We start from the raw sequence: 19,897 nt of genomic DNA, 5'->3' as shown, positions 1-19,897 counted from the left end.
ATAGAGCCAGTTCCGGCACGTGTCCGTGTCAGCACGAAATAAGCTGGTACAAAACTTGCTGCATGGCATTAAAGAGTCTGAAGGAGCGCACTATGATTCGTCACTTACTGCATATTAATTTCGACAGTCAGCGCGGTTTGCAGGAGCAGGTGCGTGAGTTGCTAATCGACGCCATTCTGAGCGGCATTTTCCCGCTTGATGCGCCGCTGCCCTCCTGCCGGGCGCTGGCCGCGCAGCTCAACGTCTCCCGCAATACCACGGCGCTGGTTTTCGAGGGGTTAGTCAACGAGGGCTATCTGATCAGTCGCCCGCGCAGCGGCTACTATCTACACCCGGACTACCACGCCCCGCAGCCCGGAACGTCGGCGCGAGAGCTGGAGCCGCCTGCACCGGAATGTGTAAAAAATGCACCACGCTGGGGCGAAAGGCTGAAGATGCAGCCCAGCCAGCAGGAGTCGATTTTCAAGCCCGCCGGCTGGATGCACTATCGCTACCCCTTTATCTACGGCCAGCCGGACACCCATCGCTTCCCGCTTACTACGTGGCGTGCGGCGGCAAACTGGCTGCACGGCGGCGTACGCGATCCGGCCTGGGTGGTCGACCATATCGATCAGGATGTGCCGATGCTGATTGAGCAGATCCGCACCCGCGTGCTGCCTAAACGCGGCATCGTTGCCGCCCCAGATGAGATCCTGATTACCCTTGGATCGCAAAATGCCCTCTATCTGCTGACCCGCCTGCTGATGTCACGGCAGACGCGGGTGGCGGTAGAAAACCCCGGCTTTCGTGAAGCAATCAACACCTTTTTACTCAGTGATGCCAGTATTGTGCCGCACCCGGTAGACGAAGAGGGGCTGGTACTCGGCGACGCGCCCTGCGACTACTACTACGTGACGCCCGGCCATCAGGTGCCTACGGGAGTGACGATGAGCAGCGCCCGCCGCACACAGCTGCTGACTCACGCTGCTCGTCACGACGCGGTGATTATCGAAGACGACTATGATTCAGAGAGTAACTTTATGCAGAACCCGCTGCCGGCGCTGAAGGCCAACGATCGCAGCGGGCGGGTAATCTATGTCAGCAGCCTGTCGAAGGCGCTCTCCCCTGGCCTGCGGCTGGGCTTTATGGTGGCCGACCCGGATCTCATTGACGAGGCGCGCGCACTCAGGCGTCTGATGTACCGCCATCCACCGGCCAATATTCAGTATCAGATGGCGCACTTTCTTGCTCAGGGCTACTACGAAACCCATTTGCGCCGCTACCACGACGACTCTGCCCGTCGTTGGGAGACGCTGGCAGCTGCGCTGCGCACCTCTCTGCCGGAGTGCTCGCTAATGGCAGGAAGCGAGCACGCTAACGCCTTTTGGCTGCGAACCCCGGCATCGGTGAATACCCAGCAGCTGACGTGGCGAGCGGCCCACGCAGGGGTGCTGATTGAGCCGGGCGCACGCCATTTCCTGGATACTGCGCCGCCTGACAACTTCTTTCGCATGGGCTTTCACGCCATTAACCCTGAGGCTATCGCGCCGGGCGTCGAGGTGCTACAGAGGCAGCTACAGCAGCTGTAATTGTCTGATTTATCGCCTGTTGCCCCGCTACCGCCTCGGTTAGGGTCAAACCCGCTCTATACTGAATAAAAACAGACAACAGCGAGTTTACCTATGCCTCTACCTGACTTTCATCGATCTGATGCCTTTACCCTGGGGATTGAACTGGAGCTACAGGTGGTTAACCCGCCAGGATACGACCTCAGCCAGGACTCCTCCACGTTGATTGACGCCGTCAAAGCCGAAGTCAAAGGTGGCGAGGTGAAGCACGACATTACTGAAAGCATGCTGGAGATCGCCACCGGCGTCTGCGGGGATATCCACCAGGCTGCCGGACAGTTCTCCGCCATGCAGCAGACCATCCTGCGCGCCGCCAGCGAACACCATCTGCAAATTTGTGGCGGCGGCACACACCCGTTCCAGACGTGGCAGCGTCAGGAGGTGTGCGATGACGAACGCTACGCACGCACGCTGGAGATGTTTGGCTATCTGGTGCAGCAGGCGACGGTGTTCGGCCAGCACGTTCACGTAGGCTGCCCGAGCGGCGACGATGCCATCTATCTGATGCATGGCCTGTCGCGCTTCGTGCCCCACTTTATTGCCCTTGGCGCGGCTTCACCCTATATCCAGGGCACCGACACCCGCTTCGCCTCGTCGCGGCTTAACATCTTCTCTGCGTTTCCGGATAACGGTCACGCTCCCTGGGTCAGTAACTGGTCAGAGTTTGAGGGGCTGTTCCGCCGCCTGAGCTACACCAGCATGATCGACAGCATCAAAGATCTGCACTGGGATATTCGCCCCAGCCCGCACTTTGGTACGGTTGAGGTGCGGGTGATGGATACCCCGCTGACCCTCGGCCATGCGGTGAACATTGCCGGGTTTATCCAGGCGATCTCCCACTGGCTGCTGGCCGAGCGGCCGTTCAAGATGCAGGAGCGTGACTATCTGCTCTATAAGTTCAACCGCTTCCAGGCCTGCCGCTACGGCTTTGCAGGCGTGCTGACCGACGTGCATACCGGTGAGCAGATTACCATTGGCGAAGATATTCAGCGCCTGCTGGATAAAATTGCCCCCTACGCCGATAAGCTGAACGGCAGCAGCGCCCTGGAAGCGCTGGCGCAGTTTGTACGGCGTGGTAAAAGTGAGGATCAGCTGATGCGCGATTTCGTTGCCGACGGCGGCTCGCTGATTGGGCTGGTGCAGAAGCACGCGGAGATCTGGGCAGCCAATTAGGCCGCTTGATGTTGCGCCCCTATAGCAAATGGCTGACAATATCGTTTTAACTGACGATTAACATCACCATGACGCACCCGCTTGAATCCCTGATGACGGCCGCAGGTATCTTACTGCTGGCCTTCCTCTCCTGCCTGCTGCTGCCCGTCCCTTCGCCGGGTGGCGCGCTGACGCAGCAGCTTATCGCTACCTTTCATCTGGTGGACGCCGGGCAGCTCTATACCCTGCTGTTTTGCGCCTGGTTCCTGCTGCTCGGGACCATAGAGTACTACGTGCTGCGCTTTATCTGGCGGCGCTGGTTCTCACTGAACCACTCCTCCCGTTAGGTCGCGCAGGCCATAGACCAGCGCCTCGGTCCAGGCGGCATAATCATGGCCGCTTGACCAGGGGTGGAAGCTGACGCTGTACCCCTTGTCGTCCAGCACCCGGGCAAACTCCGCGCTGTCGCGGTAGATCCCGCCTCCTTTACCTTGCGTCTCAAACCGTCCGGCCTCTACCCAGAAGCGCACCGGGTAGCGCGGCGACTGCTGATACTGGCGCGTCAGCCAGCCGGGAGCTTCCCCTTTCGGCGACCACCAGTAGGAGCCGGATAGGCTCAGCACGTTGCCAAACAGGCGCGGATAGCGCAGCGCCACCCAGGAGGAGGCCAGCCCGCCATAGCTTGCTCCGCCTACCACCGTCTTGCTTCGCGTCAGCGCCACGCCGCGCTGGCGCAGCCACGGCAGCAGCTCGTGAGCCATAAAGTCGGCGAAGGCCGGGTTAGGCGGCAGCTCCTTGCCGCGCCGCGCCGCATCAAGGCTGTCAACAAATACCACATTAACCGGCGGCAGCGTGTGGCGGGCGATCAGCGCGTCCAGCACGCTGGCAGTGTGATAATCCCCCTGCCAGGTTTTGCCATCAAACAGGATCAGCGTCCAGCGTGCGGGCTGCGCCGTGCGCGGTCGGTAGAGGGTTATCTCCCGGCTGTTGTTTAGCAACTCGCTGTGCAGACGGTGACGGGTTAGCGTGCCGTGGCGCACCGGCTGAGCCATCGCCGCGTTGCTGAAGTAGCGGGCAGAAGTAAGATCGAGCAGCGAGGCGCGTTTCCAGCGATCGCTGTGCGGCTCGCTAAGGGTCTGTGGGTTGAGGGGATCGGCCTGGGCGCTCACCAGAATAGCACGCCGCTGCGGCACGGCGCTGCCCGCGAGCTGAGGCACATCCGGCGCCAGCTTATACTGCATCACCGTATCGTTTGGCACCACATAGCTGCGGAACCAGACGTCAGAGTTGCCCAGCCGGAAGAGCGGATCGTGATTGCCTCCCGGTGAGCCGAGGATGAAGACGTTACTGCGCGCGCCGCGCCACAGGAAGGTCACGCGCTTATGGCTGCCGTCCACCGGCTCGATCAGCGGCGTCCCTGCCAGCTGTCGCGCCTGCCAGAAGTTCTCGCTGGAGCCTCCGGCTGCAAGCTGGGCCGCCAGCCGCTGGAGTGCCGGGCTGACCGGATCCAGCACCTGCGCGCGGCGCAGCGGCGTGGTCTCATGCATCTGCCAGTTAAAGCGCCAGCGCATCCCCTCTTCCCCGTGCAGCACCAGCGACGAAGGCTGCTGTACCGGCAGGGCGAAAAGCAGCGACTGCTCGCCGTCCGGGGGACCATCCTCCAGCAGCGTGCGCAGGCGGCGATTGTTGCCATCCAGCAGGCGGGCATCGGTTACACCATAGAGCGTGGCGGCAACGTAGTTCTCCTCCAGCCGCGGCAGCTGAAAACAGACCTCGCCGCTGGCATCAAATTTCCCCTGCTGCTCGCCCTGCATCGCTGGTGTATTACAGGTCGCCGCCATCGCAGGTAATGCGCTTAGCCCCATCAATAAACCGCCTACCGCCATCTTCATTGTTCACGTTTCCCTACCAGAATTTGCCAACAACGCTAATGCAAATGGTAATAATTTGCAATATCATTCGCGCCGTTAATGATAGCCTCTCTGCTCTGCTGGCAGGGATCTCAAACAGGCAAGGGAACAGGTAATAATGCTTAAAAATAACAAGATAATGCAGACGTGGTTACTGAGTTTAGCGGCTGTGGGGGCGGCGACGCCTGCGCTAGCCAATGAGGAGACGCTGGTAGTGACAACGGGCGCGGCGGAGGATCCTACCGCGCCGCTGAAAGGGATGGTGGCGACCAAAACGCTGTCGGCAACCAAAACCTCAGCCGAGCTGGTGAAGACTCCGCAGTCGGTATCGGTGATTACCCGCGATCAGATGCAGGCCCTGGACGTTACCTCGGTCTCGCAGGCGCTGCGCTACTCCGCCGGGGTCTTTACCGAGTATCGTGGCTCCTCGAACCGTAACGATGAGGTGTTCGTGCGCGGCTTCAGCTACGTGCCGAAATTTCTCGACGGTCTGAGCTTCGGGGCAACCGCCTCGTCGCAAACCGGCACCGTTGATCCCTGGCTGCTGGAGCGCGTGGAGCTGGTACGCGGCCCCGCCTCGGTGCTCTTCGGCCAGGTCAACCCAGGCGGCCTGATCGGCATGACCAGCAAGCGCCCCACCAGCGAAGCGATCCACCGCGTTCAGTTCCGCACCGGTAACGATGAGCTGGCAGAGGGAGCGTTCGATTTCGGTGGCCAGCTGAGCGACGATGGCCGCCTGCTCTATCGCCTGAACGGTATCGCCCGCACCCAGCACAGCCAGGTCAAAGACTATAAAGAGGAGCGCATGGCCATCGCTCCGGCCCTGACCTGGTACCCTAACGATGAGACGCGTTTTACCCTGCTCACCAGCTACCAGAAGGATCCGGACGCAGGCTATCGCAACTTCCTGCCCGCCTACGGCACGGTGCGGAGCGCCGACGGGCAGCACATTCCGCTAGACTTCAACGTCAGCGATCCGAACTATAACCAGTCCTGGCGTGAGCAGACGATGGTGGGCTATGAGTTCGAGCATCAGTTCGATGACGTCTTTACCTTCCGCCAGAATGCGCGCTACGCCACCATCAAGCAGAAGTACCGCTATCTCGTTTATGCCTCCAGCGCACCGAACAGCACGCTGCTGACCCGTCGCGCCCAGCACGAAGAGCGCCAGACCGACGAGTTCGGCATCGATAATCAGCTGGAGGCGCAGTTCACCACCGCAGAGGTGAACCATACCCTGCTTGGCGGCCTGGATTACAAATCCAGCCGGGACGCTCAGAGTCTGAAGCGCGGCATGGGTGCGCAGTACAACCTGAACTGGCTAAATCCGGTCTATGGTATCAACGTCGATGAGAGCACCTTCAGCACCGCCAGCGACGAGCAGCAGGATCTGGATCAGATGGGTCTCTATCTGCAGGATCAGCTGAGCTGGAACAACTGGGAGCTGCTGCTCTCCGGCCGCTACGACTGGGATGAGGTACGCACCAGCGACTTTACCTCCGATGACGGCAGCGTGCAGCAGAACGATAATAAGTTCACCTGGCGTACCGGCCTGCTCTACGCCTTTGATTTCGGCCTCTCGCCCTATATCAGCTACAGCACCTCGTTTGAGCCGAACCTGCAAACCAACCGCGCACCGGGCCTGGCCCCGTTCAAGCCCACAACCGGCAAGCAGACCGAGGTGGGCGTGAAGTATCAGCCGGTGGAGAGCACCCTGATGACGCTGGCGGTCTACGATCTCAAGCAGAGCAACGTCCCGACTTACAACAGCTCGCTGGGCTGGTTTGAAAACGCCGGAGAAGTGCACTCGAAGGGGGTTGAAACGGAGATCCACTCCACCCTGTTTGATAGCCTGAACCTGATCGGCTCCTACACCTATACCGACGCGGAGACCGCCAGCACCACCGTGGCAGGCACCCAGGGCAAGACCCCGGCGCGGATCCCAACCCATATAGCCTCGGCTTTTGCCAGCTACACGCTGCCGTCCGGCCCGCTCAAAAGCCTCACCGCAGGCGTTGGCATGCGCTATCTCGGCACCAGCTACGGCGACGCACGCAACACCTTTAAGGTTCCGGCGGTGGATCTCTACGATGCAATGCTGAGCTACGATCTGGGAGAGGCGAGCAGCAGCCTGAAAGGCGCTACGGTGCAGCTTAACGTCAATAACGTGGCCGATACCAAGTACGTTGCGTCATGCGCCAGCGACAGCGCCTGCTTCTGGGGCATCGGACGTACCGCCACCGCCACGGTCAGCTACGCCTGGTAAGATGTGATACCGCCCGGCAGCGCAGGCCTGCCGGGCCAACAGAAGCTTAATGCCGCGCCTGGCCGTGATTCTCCTTGCGGTAGGCCCCCGGCGGCTGGTTAAAGGTGCGGGTAAAAATGCGCGTGAAGGTCTGCTGGGAATCAAAGCCGTACTTAACGCAGATATCAAACACCTTCTGATCGGTATCACGCAGCTCCTGAGCCGCCAGCCGCAGCTTACGCTCGCGAATGTAGCGCCCCAGGCTCTCGCCTTTGTATTGCATAAACAGCCGCTGAAGATGCCATTTGGAGTAGCCCGCGTGACGCGCAATCTCTTCAATGCGCAGCGGCTGATGCAAATTGTCGTCGATCCACTCGACAATCGTATCGATAACCTGAGCGGAAATGGTCATACGTGGTTCCTCTCTGCTCTTTAAGCGCTGAAACTTGATTATGAGTGAGTAAGCACTCATTATAGAAAGAGGCAGAAAGTCGTCAAGATGATTTTCGATCTTTGACACAGGCCGTTGCGGAGCGGCAGATGTCATGTTTCAATCAGGGTTTAACAGCGTGTGAGGTAAAGTGTAGTGGCTCGTCCGAAGAGTGAAGATAAAAAACAGGCGTTACTGGAAGCGGCAACCGAAGCGTTTGCCCAGTCGGGGATCACCGCCTCCACCGCCCTGATAGCCCGTAACGCGGGCGTTGCGGAAGGCACCCTCTTTCGCTACTTCGCCACCAAAGACGACCTGCTTAATGCAGTTTATCTCGCGCTTAAAACCGATCTCTGCCACGCCATGCTCGACGGCCTCGATCGCTCCGTCAGCGAAGCCAAAGCGCTGACTCGCTATATCTGGAACAGCTATATCGACTGGGGTATTCTGCACCCCGTCGGTCACCGGGCGATCCGTCAGCTGGCGGTGTCGGGCAAGATCACCTGCGCCACCCAGCAAAATGTGGATGAGCTATTCCCGGATCTCCACACCCTGTGCCGTCGCTCGGTGCTGCCGATTTTTCTCACCGAGGCTTTCCACGCCTTTGGCGATGCGCTGTTCCTCTCCCTTGCCGAAACCACCATTGAGTTCGCCAGCCGCGAACCCGAGAAGGCAGCCGATTTTAAAGCCCACGGCTTTGAGGCGATGTGGCGCGCCCTGGCGGACAGCAGCGGCAGCTAAAGCGCACGTTTTTCACTTATTTTTTCTTCGCTGAATCTGTAGGCTACAGCGCAGCCCAACTTATCCCAAAAAATTATCAGGAGCATTTATGGATATCGTTTCCATCGCCTTGCAGCGCTACTCAACCAAGGCTTTTGACGCCAGCAAAAAACTGACCGCCGACGAAGCAGAGAAGATCAAAACCCTGCTGCGTTATAGCCCGTCCAGCACCAACTCACAGCCGTGGCACTTTATCGTTGCCAGCAGCGAAGAGGGTAAAGCGCGGGTAGCAAAATCTGCAGCGGGCGGCTACTCATTCAACGAACGCAAAATGCTGGATGCCTCCCATGTCGTGGTGTTCTGCGCGAAAACCGCGATGGACGACAGCTGGCTGGAGAAGGTGGTGGATCAGGAAGACGCCGACGGCCGCTTTGCCACCCCGGAAGCAAAAGCCGCTAACCACAAGGGCCGCACCTTCTTTGCCGACCTGCACCGTAAGGATCGCCAGGATGACCATGAGTGGATGGCGCGTCAGGTCTACCTGAACGTCGGTAACTTCCTGCTGGGCGTGGGTGCGATGGGCCTCGATGCGGTACCGATCGAAGGTTTTGATGCCGACGTGCTGGATGCTGAATTTGGCCTGAAAGAGAAAGGCTTCACCAGCCTGGTGGTCGTCCCGGTTGGCCACCACAGCGTGGAAGATTTCAACAAGGCACTGCCGAAATCCCGCCTGCCAGAAGAGACCGTGGTCACTGAGATCTAATCAGATTTCAGCCTACTACCCGGCGGCGCTGCGCTTGCGCGGGCCTACAGTTTTGCATTTTTTGTAGGCTGGGCAAGCGTAGCGCCGCCCGGCATGAGCAATAACTTGACGTTACAACCTTGCCAGCACCTGCTCGCCCGCTTCATCGATCGGTAAATAGACCAGCAGCCGCGAACCGTTACGCGGCGCGGAGTACCAGTACATCTGCTGAAGCTGAAATTCGCCTAAATCAGGATGATGGAAGGTTTTTATCTGGTTCTCGACGCCGCGCACCTCATAGCGCTGATGCCAGAGCGCCTCGAACTCCTCGGAGGCGGCGAAAAAGCGCGCCAGCTTGTTCTCCCACGCCGCTTCGCCGCGGTGCTCCGCCATCGCCGCGCGGAAATAGGAGACAAATGTCGGCAGTACGTCCCGGTTTGCCAGCCGGCTACGCCAGCCCGGATGGGTCAGATAGAGATAAATGCAGTTGCGATCGTCTTCCGGTAGCGTGGCAAAATCAACGCCCATTAGTCGACAGAAGGCGTCGTTCCACGCCACGATATCGAAATTGGGTTTCTGAATGCTGGCCGGCTGCGGCAGCAGGCTGTCCAGCATCCGTCGCGTGCCGGGACTGATCCCCTCGCACGGCGTGACGTTTGCCGACTCAACCGGCGGCAGACCCGCCAGCAGGAACAGATGCCGCGTCTCCAGCGGGCTGCACTGGAGCGCATCGGCCACCGCCTGCATCACCACCGCTGAAGGATTGACCTCCCTGCCCTGCTCAAGCCAGGTATACCAGGTCACGCCGACGTCAGCCAGCATCGCGACCTCCTCCCGACGCAGGCCCGGCGTGCGTCGCCGACCGCTGCGCGGAAGTCCGAGCCGCTGCGGATCCAGGCTCTCCCGCCGCGCCCGCAGAAAAGCGCCCAGCTGTTTACGGCGATCGTCCTGGCGTATCTGCGCGACGTCCAGCTCGCTGTGGCTCATCAGGCTCATGGTCTCTCCGGCCTCTCTTCAGCATGGTAGTGTCAGTACCAGTATAATCAGGAACTGGTACCCGTTTATTCAATCAGCGATGCTACGTCCATTCGCTGAATGACGCAATGGAGCTACCATGAAAACGTCACCTGTTTCACCCGGTCGTGCGGGGCTATTCCTGCTGCTGACCGGCCAGATGCTGCCCCTGATCGACACCTCGATCACTAACGTCGCCCTCGACTCAATTACCGCATCGCTGCACGCCAGCGCCACCCAGCTGGAGCTTATCGTCGCCCTGTATGGCGTAGCCTTCGCCGTCTGCCTGGCGATGGGCAGCAAGCTGGGGGATAACTATGGTCGCCGCCGTCTGTTTATGTGGGGCGTGGCGGTGTTTAGCTTCGCCTCGCTGCTGTGCGGCATGGCTAACTCAATTACCGCCCTGCTGGCGGCTCGTACCTTGCAGGGTGCAGGGGCGGCGCTGATCGTCCCGCAGATCCTTGCGACCCTGCACGTCACCCTGAAAGGCACGGCTCACGCGCGGGCTATCAGCCTCTACGGCGGCATTGGTGGTATCGCATTTATTGTCGGACAGATGTGCGGCGGCTGGCTGGTGTCGGCAGATATCGCCGGGCTGGGCTGGCGTAACGCCTTTTTCATCAACGTGCCGATTGGCCTGCTGGTGCTGGCCTTCAGCTATCGCTACGTGCCGGAGACCCGGCGCGATACGCATTCGCCCATCGACTGGCAGGGCACATTTATCCTTGCCCTGATCCTCTGCTGCCTGCTGTTTCCCATGGCGCTGGGGCCGGAGCTGCACTGGCCGTGGTCGATGCAGCTGATGCTGCTGGCGACGCTTCCACTGTTGGTATGGATGCGGGCCAGCGCGCTGGGCAAGCAACGACGTGGCGAACATCCGCTGCTGCCGCCGCGCCTGTTGCAGCTCGCCAGCATTCGCTTCGGCATGGTGATCGCCCTGCTATTTTTTAGCGCCTGGTCCGGGTTTATGTTCTGTATGGCGCTGACCATGCAGTCCGGTCTGGGGATGGCCCCGTGGCAATCGGGCAACAGCTTTATTGCCCTCGGCGTGGCCTACTTCCTCTCGGCCATGTATGCGCCGAAGTTGATTGCCCGCCATAGCATGGGACGGATCCTGCTCTCTGGCCTGGCGGTACAGATCGGCGGCCTGCTGCTGCTGATGGAGACCTTCCATTACTACGACCAGGCCACAACCCCCCTGGCGCTGGTACCGTCAACCGCGCTGATTGGTTACGGCCAGGCGCTGATCGTCAACTGCTTCTATCGGGTGGGAATGCGTGATATCACTGCCAACGATGCCGGGGCGGGCAGCGCCCTGCTCAGCACCCTGCAGCAGGCGACGCTGGGCCTTGGCCCGGCAGTGTTCGGCTCGCTGCTGTTGGTGCTGGTGCGTCACCATCACGGCAGTTATCCTCAGGCGATGATCGGTTTCCTCGGCGTTGAGGCGGTGATGATGCTGCTGCTGGCGGCGATGGCCATTGGCCTGCGCCACCATCTGAACCGCAGCCCGGCAATCGCGACGTCATGATCTCAGGCGCTGGCGCGTTCAATAAAGCGCCAGTCCATCATCACTCTTTCTGCCGGGGTCTCGGGGTTGTCGATTTTATTCAGCAGCAGGGCCACGGCTTTACGGCCAATCTCTTGGGAAGGTTGCGCCACGGTGCTGAGCTGGGGCGAGACCATCTCCGCCAGCGGCGTGCCGTCAAAGCCCACCACGGCGATGTCGTCTGGCATCGTCAGCCCTGCCTGAGCTATTGCCAGCAGCGCGCCAGCCGCCAGGGTATCGGAGACGGCAAACACCGCATCCGGGCGCTCATCGGCACGCAGCAGCGTCTCCATCGCCGCTCTGCCTGCGTTAAAGCTCAGCTCGCTGGCGTACTCCACCGCCGTCCAGCTGCGGCCGTTTTGCTCCAGCACGCTCTTATAGCCCCGCTCGCGCAGGCGGGCGTATTTATAGCTCAGGTCGTGGTTGATCAGCGCAATGCGCTGGCGGCCCCGGTTGATCAGGTGCTGGATCACGAACTGGGAGGCGTCAATATCGTTAATCCCGACGCAGGAGACGCTTCCCTCATCGGCATACTCAGCGCACTGTACCCAGGGAGCCTGACCGATCATAGTCGTCAGTTCCGGCAGCTTAGAGAAAGCGTCCATGGTGATGATGCCATCGACGATTTTTCCCGACAGCAGAGTCAGCGCCGAGCGGGAGCGCGCCATGTCCGAGCCGGAATTGCACAGCAGGATGCGGTAGCCGTTCTTCTCCGCCTCCTCTTCAATACCTTTAACCACCTCGGCGCAAAAGGGGTTAGCGATATTCGATACCAGCACGAGGATCATATAGCTCCGGGCGGTGCGGAGCTGGCGGGCCAGCAGATTCGGCTGGTAGTTGCTCTCTTCAATCGCCGCCAGCACGCGCTCGCGATTTTGCGGCTTCACGGACCCGCTGTGGTTGATGACCCGGGAGACCGTCGCTACCGACACTCCTGCCAGGCGAGCGATTTTTTGAATTGACATAACGACGACACATCCTGCGGTTAACGCTTATTACAGCAGGCTACCATAAAACCGCTGTCCGGCGAACCGGCAGCGGCTTAGCGGGCCACCCGCACCCAGCGCTGCTGCTGATGGCTTTTTATAATGGCATCAATGATGAACATCACGTCGGCGCCGTCATAAAAAGAGGCAAACGAACTGGCGCTGGCCTCCGGCATCGTTCCTGCCCGCACCGCCTGGTAGAAGTTAGCCATCATGTTCTTAAAGGCGTCGGGCCAGCCCTCTATATGCCCACCGGGAAAGTGCGCGCTGCTGGCGACATCGGGCATCATCAGGCCCGGATCGTCGGTAAGGATTTCGTTGGGACGCTGACGGTGCCCAATCCACAGCTGCTGAGGGATCTCCTGATCCCAGCCCAGCGAGCAGCTGCTGCCGTTAATCTCAAAGCTGAGGCGGTTTTTCCGCCCCGCGCTGACCTGCGAGACGCTGAAGCAGCCTTTGCTGCCGTCGGCGAAGCGCACCAGCACCGAGCCGCCGTCTTCAGTAGTAACCGGGCGATCCTCATACTGCGCCTCGTCTCCGCCCGCGCTGAAGGTCGCCCCGCCCTCCAGCCGCGCCTTGCGGGTCGGCCAGACGATCGCCAGATCGGCCATCACCTCGACAATTCTTTGCCCGGTGACAAACTGCAACGTATCGCACCAGTGCGAGCCGATATCGGACACCGCCCGCGACGCGCCGCCCAGCGCGGCATCCACCCGCCAGTTGTAATCCGTTTCCAGCAGCATCCAGTCCTGAAGGTAGCTGCCGTAAACCGAGAAGAGTCGCCCGAGTCTGCCGTGGCGTTGCAGGCTCGCCGCCTGCTGGACCATGGCAAACTGACGATAGACGAAGCTAACGCCATGCACCACGCCCGCCTGCTCCGCCAGCGCCACCAGCTCCGTTGCCTCCTCCGGCGTCATGCAGAGCGGCTTCTCTGAGAAGACGTGCTTACCGGCGCGTAAAATTTGCCTGTTGATATCGGCATGAAGATGGTTTGGGGTACAGTTATGCACCACATCGATGCCGGGATGGGCCAGCATGGCGTCAATGTCGCCAAAAGCAAAAGGCACGTTGAGTGCGGCGGCCTTCTGCTGGGCTGACTCCAGGGAGTGGTCGCAGAGCGCCACGACCTGTACGTCCCCCAGACGGCGCAGAGCTTCAATGTGCGCCGGACCAATAAAACCGCTGCCAACAATACCTACGCCGATCATGATGCATCTCCTAATCCCAGCATGGCCCGTACGCTGGCCCGATCGCCGCCGCCTGCGGCAAAATCATCAAACGCCCGATCGGCTACCGGGATAATGTGGCGGCGAATAAACTCGCTGCCCTCGCGCGCCCCGGCGTCGCCCTGCTTCAGACAGCACTCCCACTCCAGCACTGCCCAGCCATCGTAGCCGTACTGCGTCAGCTTGCTAAAGATCGCTCCGAAGTCTATCTGTCCATCCCCCGGTGAGCGGAAACGCCCGGCACGATCCACCCATGGCTGATAGCCGCCGTAAACGCCGCTGCGTCCGTTGATACGGAACTCTGCATCCTTAACGTGGAAGGCTTTAATGCGAGCGTGGTAGATGTCGATAAAGGCCAGGTAATCTATCTGCTGGAGCAGAAGATGGCTGGGATCGTAGAGAATATTGCAGCGCGAATGGTTATCCACGGCGGCAAGGAAGCGCTCGAAGGTCATCCCGTCGTGCAGATCTTCTCCCGGATGGATCTCAAAGCAGAGATCGACCCCGCAGCGATCGAAACGATCCAGAATAGGCCGCCAGCGGCGAGCCAGCTCGGCAAAGGCTTCGTCGAGCAGCAGGGAATTGTGCGGTGGCCACGGGTAGAAGTAAGGCCAGGCCAGCGCTCCCGAGAAGGTGGCGTGACTGCGCAGGCCCAGCTTTTGCGAGGCCACTGCCGCCTGGGTCACCTTCTCTACCGCCCACGCCTGGCGCGCCGTGGGATTGCCCCGCAGATGCTCAGGAGCAAAGTTGTCGAAGGCGGCGTCATAGGCCGGATGCACGGCCACCAGTTGGCCCTCAAGATGCGTTGAAAGCTCGCTAATCACCAGTCCGTATGTCGCCAGCGTGCCGCTAATCTCATCGCAGTAAGTCTGGCTCTGTGCGGCCAGCGCAAGATCAAAAATATGCGGATGGTTGCAGGGAATTTGCAGCGCCTTGTAACCCAGCCGTGCTGCCCACTCCGCCAACCCCTCCAGGGTATTAAAGGGTGCCTCTTCTCCGATAAACTGCGACAGAAAAATCCCCGGTCCCTGAACTGTTTTCATACCATCCTCCACCATTAAGCCCGCTCGTTGTCGTCATATTTGAATGTAAACAGGAATACCAGCGCGATAGCGGCAGCGGCGACGGCCGGGATCCACCAGAAGGTCACCCACGCCTCGGGCACGGCCTGCCCAGCCACCAGCCGGTTATAGAGCGCGCCGGAGATCTGCGAACCAAGCAGCATCCCGATACCGTAGGTGAACATAACGATCATGCTTTGCGCCTGGCCTTTAACCTTTGCTCCTGCCACGCGGTCGGTATAGATAAAGCCTACGACAAAGAAGAAGTCGTAGCAGATGCCGTGCAGCAAAATACCGAGATAGAGCAGGAAGCGCGTCTCTTCACTTACCCCGAGGGCGAAGAAGGCGTAGCGCACGAACCAGGCAAACATACCGATCAGCAGCATGTACTTCACGCCAAGACGGCGGAACAGCAGCGGGATGACCAGCATAAAGACGATCTCGGACATCTGGCCGAAGGACATCGCGGTGCTGACATCCCCTATCCCGGCGTCCGCAAGGTATGAGGCGGTATAGGCGTAGTAGGTACCGAGCGGCACGGAGATGAGCATGGCGCAGAGCGAGAAAACAAAAAAGTGGCGCGTTTTTAACAGGGCGAAGGCATCGGCGCAGAAGAGATCGCGTACCGCTACCGGCAGACCTTTAGCGGGTGCAGGGGTATGCGGTAGCGTCAGGCTATAGAGCGCCAGCAACACCGAACAGGCAGCTGCTACCATAAAGATGTTGACGCTCGCCGCGATGCCGGTGACGCCGATAAATATCCCCGCCACGATCCAGCCGATGGTGCCAAACACGCGCACCACCGGGAAGGTCTTATCGACGTTCGCCAGACTATGGAAGGCAATGTTATTGGTTAGCGCCAGGGTTGGCATATAGCAGAGCGTATAGCCAAACAGCAGGCCAATCAGCAGCGCGCCGTTCTGGGCAATCAGCGCCTGCGGAACAAACCAGAGAATAGCCGCCCCGGCGAGGTGCATCACCGCCATCACCTTCTGCGAGGCGAAGAAGCGATCCACCAGCATCCCCAGCACAAACGGCGAGAGAATCGAGGCGATAGGCCCGGCTGAAAAGGCGTCGCCAATCAGCAGAGCCATATTGTGCTGGGTCATGACGAGACCCAGCGTGACGGACCAGCTTCCCCAGATAAAGAACTGGAGAAACATCATCAGGGACAGTCTGGGTACGAGCAGTCGATACTGCACCTGCCCTTTTCCGCTACTTTCGGTTGTAGACACCATTTTATCGCCTCACCTGTGAAAAGTAATCGATTACAAAAAGCGGTCAATAGAAAAGTAATCGATTACAAAACAGTTTGCCTGCGGGTTAAATGAGATCTGGGAGAGGGGTCACGATAAATTATATCCAGAACGCCGGGTGGCGCTGATGCTTACCCGGCCTACAACGGCAGACCGTGCAATGTGTAGGCCCGGCAGGCGGAGCGCCGCCGGGCAATAGCGGTGCGCCGGGTGGCGCTGACGCTTATCCGGCCTACAAAGGCAGAACCGCGCGCTATGTAGCCGGGCAGAAGATTAGCGTGCCTTGCGGCGCAGCAGTTTAAAGGCAATAAACAGGAAAGCGATCCACACCGGCAGCAGGATGGCGGACATCCGCATGCCGTCGATGGTGCACATCAGGCCGAGAATCAGCACTAAAAAGGCGATGCAGATATAGTTGCTCGCCGGATAGAGCAGCGCTTTAAACTGAGTCTCACGGCCCTGACGACGCATCGCCGCGCGGAACTTGAGGTGCGCGAGGCAGATCATGATCCAGTTCAGCAGCAGCGTTGCGACCACCAGCGCCATCAGCAGGCCAAAGGCCTCTTTCGGCAGCAGGTAGTTAATCAGGATCACCAGCGAGGTAATGCCTGCGGAGAGAAACAGCGAGTTTACCGGCACGCCACGCGCGTTAACGCGGGTTAAAAACGCCGGGGCGTTGCCCTGCACCGAGAGGCCAAACAGCATCCGGCTGTTGGAGTAGACGCCGCTGTTAAACACCGAGAGCGAGGCCACCAGGATGATAAAGTTCAGCGCCGAGGCGACGACGTTGCTGTCCAGCTCGTGGAAAATCATCACGAACGGGCTGCTGTCGGCTTTGACATCCACCCACGGATAGAGCGCCAGCAGCACCACCAGCGAGCCGATATAGAAGATCAGGATACGGTAGACTACCTGGTTAACCGCTTTCGGAATCGTGGTCTGCGGATCGCGCGCCTCGGCGGCGGTAATGCCGATCAGCTCCAGGCCGCCGAAGGAGAACATGATCACCGCCAGGGACATAATCAGTCCATGCCAGCCGGTGGCGAGGAAGCCGCCATGCTGCCAGAGGTTATCGAAGGTAGCGCGTTCGCCGCCGTGGCCGGAGAAGAGCAGCCACAGGCCAAAGCCGATCATCGCGATAATCGCCAGCACCTTGATCAGCGCAAACCAGAACTCCATCTCGCCGTAGAGGCGGACGTTAACCAGGTTGGCAGCGTTGATGATGATAAAGAACACGGCGGCCCAGACCCACGTCGGCACGTCCGGCAGCCAGTACTGCATATAGATGCCCGCTGCGGTCAACTCGGCCATGCCCACCAGCACAAACATCACCCAGTAGTTCCAGCCGGAGAGGAAGCCCGCGAAGGGACCCCAGTATTTCCAGGCAAAGTGTGAGAATGAACCGGAGACCGGCTCCTCGACCACCATCTCGCCCAGCTGGCGCATAATCAGAAAGGCGATAATCCCGGCAATGCCGTAGCCCAGCAGTACCGCTGGCCCGGCCATCTGAATCGCAGGCCCGATGCCCAAAAACAGCCCGGTACCGATAGCACCGCCCAGCGCGATAAGTTGAATATGACGGTTTTGCAAACCCCGTTGCAGCGTCGGCCCACTTCCCGACGCGCCATCTGCCTGTTGTTGGCCAGATGCGATTGACGCGTTTTTCACGCCCTACCCCTGTCTATTTTAATAAAGGGGCATCTTTTAACACTTAGCGTTACCGGTAGCAAGCAGACGAAAAGGCTGGCGTTGCCGCCAGCCCTCGCTATCAGAACGACAGAGTGACGCCAGCATAGTAGGCGCGGCCCGGCTCGTTATAGGTCGATGCGCCTTCGTTCTCACGATAGAGACGCTTATCAAACAGGTTATTGATCCCGCCGTTGAGCAGCAGGCTTTTCGTCAACTGGTAGTTGGCGTTCAGGCCGACGATGGAGTACGCGCCCACCTCGTTGGTGGCCAGCGTGCCGGTCTCAGTGCGAATCTCCGCGTATTCACGCGGCTTCTGGCGACCATACATCGTCCAGTTAACGTTGGTAGAGAGCTTGTCAGTGACCTGCCAGTCAAGCATGGTATTGACGGTGTACTCCGGGATCACCGAGAGCGGGTTACCGGTATCTTTGTTTTCCGACTGGATCATGTAGGTGCCGTTGGTACGCCAGGTCAGCGTATCCTCAACCAGCGGAATGCTCAGGTTGCCCTCCAGCCCTTCTACTACCGCTTTGCCACCGTTTTCCCACTGCAGGATGTTGTAACCGTTAGAGGCGTAACCCAGTACGTCCGTCCCGGCAACGATCTTGTTTTTATAGTCGTTACGGAAGTACGTGATACCCGCTACGTAGCCGCTGCGGCTGAACTCAAGGCCAATCTCTTTATTAACGCTGGTTTCCGGGTCGAGATCGTTGTTGCCCAGCAGATAACAGCTGCCGGTGGCGATGTTATTCGGACAGCCATTGCCGCGCGTCGAGAGCAGATAGCCCTCGCTGGACTGGTAGAGGTTCGGCGCTTTATAGGCCCGGGCGATCCCCGCCTTCAGCTTGAAGTCTTCCCCCAGATCCTGAGAGACGTTCAGCGACGGACTCCAGTTAGTACCAAACTTATTGTGGTAGTCGAGACGGATGCCTGGAATGATAAAGGTCCCCGGCGCGGCTTCGATATTGTCCTCGAAGTAGACGGCGGTGGTCTCGGCGCTGTTTTTGCTGTCGCGATCGGCCGGGTTGCCCGCAACGTTGCCGATTGCGATCCCCGTTGCGTCGGTGGCGGACATTGAGGCCGGATCGTTCAGCGCCTCGCGCTCCCACTCTGCCCCCAGCGTCACGGTCTGATCGACCCACAGCGTGACGGGAATGTTTACCTCGCCGGTGCTGCGCCAGGTCTCAAGACGGCTGGTGTCATAGGTGTCGCTGTTGATCATCCCTTCGACGCGGCCAGTAGATCCCTCTTGCAGGCGAGTGTTGTTGGTTTTTTCGTAGTAGACGCCGACCTTCGACTGGCCCCACTCCCAGATGCCGTTATGGGTCAGGCCATAGTTCTGGCGGTACATGCGGTTGGTTTCGTCGCCGTAGAGCGTATTAACCAGCCCGTTGGGGCTGAGGTTACCGTTGCTGTACTGGGTATCACCGGCGTAGATATTACCCTGACGGCTGTAGCCATAGTCGAAATCAAGGATCTGCGTGGGGGTGATTTTCCATGATAGCTGGCCGTTAATATCTTTGTTACGCACCCCTTCTCGTCCGGCGGCGTAGGAGCCGTTCTGGGCGGTATTGATATCCTGGGCATCGGCGTCGGTTTTATTGAGGTTGCCGTAGAGGCGCATGGTCAGCGCATCGCCTGCCAGCGGCCCGCTGAGATCGAAGTTGGCGCGTTTGGTTGCCCCCTCTTTGTCGTTCTCTGGCTGGTTAGTGTAGAGGGAGAGCGCGCCGTGCCAGTCGTTGGTGGGTCGTTTGGTGATGATGTTCACCACGCCGCCCGCTGCGCCGGAGCCGTAGCGCGCCGCTGCCGGGCCACGGATCACTTCGATGCGCTCCACCAGCTCCGCCGGCACCCAGTTACTGTCGCCACGGGTATCGCGCTCGCCGCGCCAGCTGTAGCGCACGGCGTTGCGGGAGGTTACCGGCACCCCGTCGATCAGGATTAGGGTGTTCTCCGGACCCATGCCGCGAATATCGATCTGTCGATTGTTGCCCCGGCTACCGGAGGCGCTGTTGCCGGTCAGGTTAACCCCCGGCATTTTACGGATGATGGCCGACAGGTCGTTCACCGGCGGCTCTTTTTTAATATCCTCGGCGGTGATGATCGACACGCCGGGTTGCTGCTTAAGCTCCTGCTCTGCGGTGGCATGTACCACCATCTCTTCACCGTCGTCCACCGCTACATCGTCTACCGCCCAGGCGCTAACGCTCAGACAGGAGGATAATACCAGCGCCAGCGGACGCTTTTTGAAAAGGTTACTTACAACCATGCCACTCTTCTCCATTTTTTTGCCATATTTTGAGAATGAGCATG

16 protein-coding genes are annotated in these 19,897 nt (G+C 59.7%); 7 read left to right on the top strand and 9 right to left on the bottom strand.

All coding sequences use genetic code 11. The features are described from left to right. Positions 1-92: 92 nt before the first annotated feature. From RTM13_RS07410 to RTM13_RS07400, 3 genes are all read left to right on the top strand, one after another. Positions 93-1,568, top strand: a complete 1,476-nt coding sequence (locus RTM13_RS07410; RefSeq protein WP_312211362.1) for a PLP-dependent aminotransferase family protein — start codon at positions 93-95, stop codon at positions 1,566-1,568. Positions 1,569-1,661: 93 nt separating this feature from the next. Continuing rightward, entirely contained in the window at positions 1,662-2,780 is a 1,119-nt protein-coding gene (locus RTM13_RS07405; protein ID WP_312211360.1) for a YbdK family carboxylate-amine ligase, read from the top strand. Between the two features lie 68 nt (positions 2,781-2,848). Further along, the gene (locus RTM13_RS07400) at positions 2,849-3,106 is read left to right on the top strand and encodes a DUF1158 domain-containing protein (protein WP_312211358.1); all 258 of its coding nucleotides are present in this window, start codon (positions 2,849-2,851) and stop codon (positions 3,104-3,106) included. Here the strand turns inward: RTM13_RS07400 and RTM13_RS07395 are convergent. Beyond that, positions 3,083-4,651: an alpha/beta hydrolase-fold protein gene (locus RTM13_RS07395; protein ID WP_312211356.1), complete on the bottom strand. Its 1,569-nt coding sequence runs from the start codon at positions 4,649-4,651 to the stop codon at positions 3,083-3,085. The two genes, RTM13_RS07400 and RTM13_RS07395, sit on opposite strands and share 24 nt — an antisense overlap. A gap of 136 nt (positions 4,652-4,787) precedes the next feature. Between RTM13_RS07395 and RTM13_RS07390 the strand changes: the two genes are divergently transcribed. After that, on the top strand, positions 4,788-6,935 hold the full coding sequence (locus RTM13_RS07390) for a TonB-dependent siderophore receptor (protein ID WP_409456030.1): 2,148 nt from the start codon (positions 4,788-4,790) through the stop codon (positions 6,933-6,935). 46 nt (positions 6,936-6,981) lie between these two features. Here the strand turns inward: RTM13_RS07390 and RTM13_RS07385 are convergent, their stop codons facing one another. Continuing rightward, entirely contained in the window at positions 6,982-7,326 is a 345-nt protein-coding gene (locus RTM13_RS07385) for a RamA family antibiotic efflux transcriptional regulator (RefSeq protein WP_312211355.1), read from the bottom strand. A 174-nt stretch (positions 7,327-7,500) separates the two neighbouring features. Here RTM13_RS07385 and RTM13_RS07380 point away from each other — a divergent pair, with 174 nt between their 5' ends. Both RTM13_RS07380 and nfsB read left to right on the top strand, forming a co-directional pair. After that, positions 7,501-8,085, top strand: a complete 585-nt coding sequence (locus tag RTM13_RS07380; RefSeq protein WP_312211354.1) for a TetR/AcrR family transcriptional regulator — start codon at positions 7,501-7,503, stop codon at positions 8,083-8,085. 88 nt (positions 8,086-8,173) lie between these two features. Next, entirely contained in the window at positions 8,174-8,827 is a 654-nt protein-coding gene (gene nfsB, locus RTM13_RS07375; RefSeq protein WP_312211353.1) for an oxygen-insensitive NAD(P)H nitroreductase, read from the top strand. Between the two features lie 111 nt (positions 8,828-8,938). On the opposite strand, the gene RTM13_RS07370 is transcribed toward nfsB, so the two are convergent. Then, positions 8,939-9,793, bottom strand: a complete 855-nt coding sequence (locus tag RTM13_RS07370; protein WP_312211614.1) for a helix-turn-helix transcriptional regulator — start codon at positions 9,791-9,793, stop codon at positions 8,939-8,941. Between the two features lie 127 nt (positions 9,794-9,920). Here RTM13_RS07370 and RTM13_RS07365 point away from each other — a divergent pair, with 127 nt between their 5' ends. After that, entirely contained in the window at positions 9,921-11,348 is a 1,428-nt protein-coding gene (locus tag RTM13_RS07365; RefSeq protein WP_312211351.1) for an MFS transporter, read from the top strand. 2 nt (positions 11,349-11,350) lie between these two features. Here RTM13_RS07365 and RTM13_RS07360 read toward each other — a convergent pair whose 3' ends face one another. From RTM13_RS07360 to RTM13_RS07335, 6 genes are all read right to left on the bottom strand, one after another. After that, complete coding sequence (locus tag RTM13_RS07360) at positions 11,351-12,331, bottom strand: LacI family DNA-binding transcriptional regulator (protein ID WP_312211349.1); 981 nt, start codon at positions 12,329-12,331, stop codon at positions 11,351-11,353. A gap of 77 nt (positions 12,332-12,408) precedes the next feature. Next, positions 12,409-13,560 carry a Gfo/Idh/MocA family oxidoreductase gene (locus RTM13_RS07355; RefSeq protein WP_312211347.1) on the bottom strand — a complete coding sequence of 384 codons (1,152 nt, stop codon included), beginning with the start codon at positions 13,558-13,560 and terminating at the stop codon, positions 12,409-12,411. Further along, the gene (locus RTM13_RS07350) at positions 13,557-14,621 is read right to left on the bottom strand and encodes a sugar phosphate isomerase/epimerase (protein ID WP_312211345.1); all 1,065 of its coding nucleotides are present in this window, start codon (positions 14,619-14,621) and stop codon (positions 13,557-13,559) included. Before RTM13_RS07350 ends, RTM13_RS07355 begins: the two co-directional genes overlap by 4 nt. A gap of 14 nt (positions 14,622-14,635) precedes the next feature. Continuing rightward, a complete protein-coding gene (locus RTM13_RS07345) occupies positions 14,636-15,877 on the bottom strand; it encodes an MFS transporter (protein WP_312211344.1) in 1,242 nt (413 codons plus the stop codon). A 291-nt stretch (positions 15,878-16,168) separates the two neighbouring features. Then, the gene (gene pheP / locus RTM13_RS07340; RefSeq protein ID WP_312211342.1) at positions 16,169-17,563 is read right to left on the bottom strand and encodes a phenylalanine transporter; all 1,395 of its coding nucleotides are present in this window, start codon (positions 17,561-17,563) and stop codon (positions 16,169-16,171) included. Positions 17,564-17,663: 100 nt separating this feature from the next. After that, positions 17,664-19,853, bottom strand: coding sequence for a TonB-dependent siderophore receptor (locus RTM13_RS07335; RefSeq protein WP_312211341.1), 2,190 nt, complete (start codon positions 19,851-19,853; stop codon positions 17,664-17,666). Between the last annotated feature and the right edge of the window lie 44 nt (positions 19,854-19,897).

This window comes from Pseudescherichia sp., from assembly GCF_031979925.1.
Classification (GTDB): Bacteria; Pseudomonadota; Gammaproteobacteria; order Enterobacterales; family Enterobacteriaceae; genus Pseudescherichia.
This window is presented reverse-complemented; position numbering and strand designations above follow the sequence as displayed.

Coding starts and splice junctions, on each gene's coding strand:
- nfsB (WP_312211353.1), top strand. CDS start 8,174: ATGGATATCGTTTCCATCGCCTTGCAGCGCTACTCAACCAAGGCTTTT.
- RTM13_RS07395 (WP_312211356.1), bottom strand. CDS start 4,651: ATGAAGATGGCGGTAGGCGGTTTATTGATGGGGCTAAGCGCATTACCT.
- RTM13_RS07400 (WP_312211358.1), top strand. CDS start 2,849: ATGACGCACCCGCTTGAATCCCTGATGACGGCCGCAGGTATCTTACTG.
- RTM13_RS07385 (WP_312211355.1), bottom strand. CDS start 7,326: ATGACCATTTCCGCTCAGGTTATCGATACGATTGTCGAGTGGATCGAC.
- RTM13_RS07345 (WP_312211344.1), bottom strand. CDS start 15,877: ATGGTGTCTACAACCGAAAGTAGCGGAAAAGGGCAGGTGCAGTATCGA.
- RTM13_RS07365 (WP_312211351.1), top strand. CDS start 9,921: ATGAAAACGTCACCTGTTTCACCCGGTCGTGCGGGGCTATTCCTGCTG.
- RTM13_RS07410 (WP_312211362.1), top strand. CDS start 93: ATGATTCGTCACTTACTGCATATTAATTTCGACAGTCAGCGCGGTTTG.
- RTM13_RS07335 (WP_312211341.1), bottom strand. CDS start 19,853: ATGGTTGTAAGTAACCTTTTCAAAAAGCGTCCGCTGGCGCTGGTATTA.
- RTM13_RS07390 (WP_409456030.1), top strand. CDS start 4,788: ATGCTTAAAAATAACAAGATAATGCAGACGTGGTTACTGAGTTTAGCG.
- RTM13_RS07355 (WP_312211347.1), bottom strand. CDS start 13,560: ATGATCGGCGTAGGTATTGTTGGCAGCGGTTTTATTGGTCCGGCGCAC.
- RTM13_RS07370 (WP_312211614.1), bottom strand. CDS start 9,793: ATGAGCCACAGCGAGCTGGACGTCGCGCAGATACGCCAGGACGATCGC.
- RTM13_RS07405 (WP_312211360.1), top strand. CDS start 1,662: ATGCCTCTACCTGACTTTCATCGATCTGATGCCTTTACCCTGGGGATT.
- RTM13_RS07350 (WP_312211345.1), bottom strand. CDS start 14,621: ATGAAAACAGTTCAGGGACCGGGGATTTTTCTGTCGCAGTTTATCGGA.
- RTM13_RS07360 (WP_312211349.1), bottom strand. CDS start 12,331: ATGTCAATTCAAAAAATCGCTCGCCTGGCAGGAGTGTCGGTAGCGACG.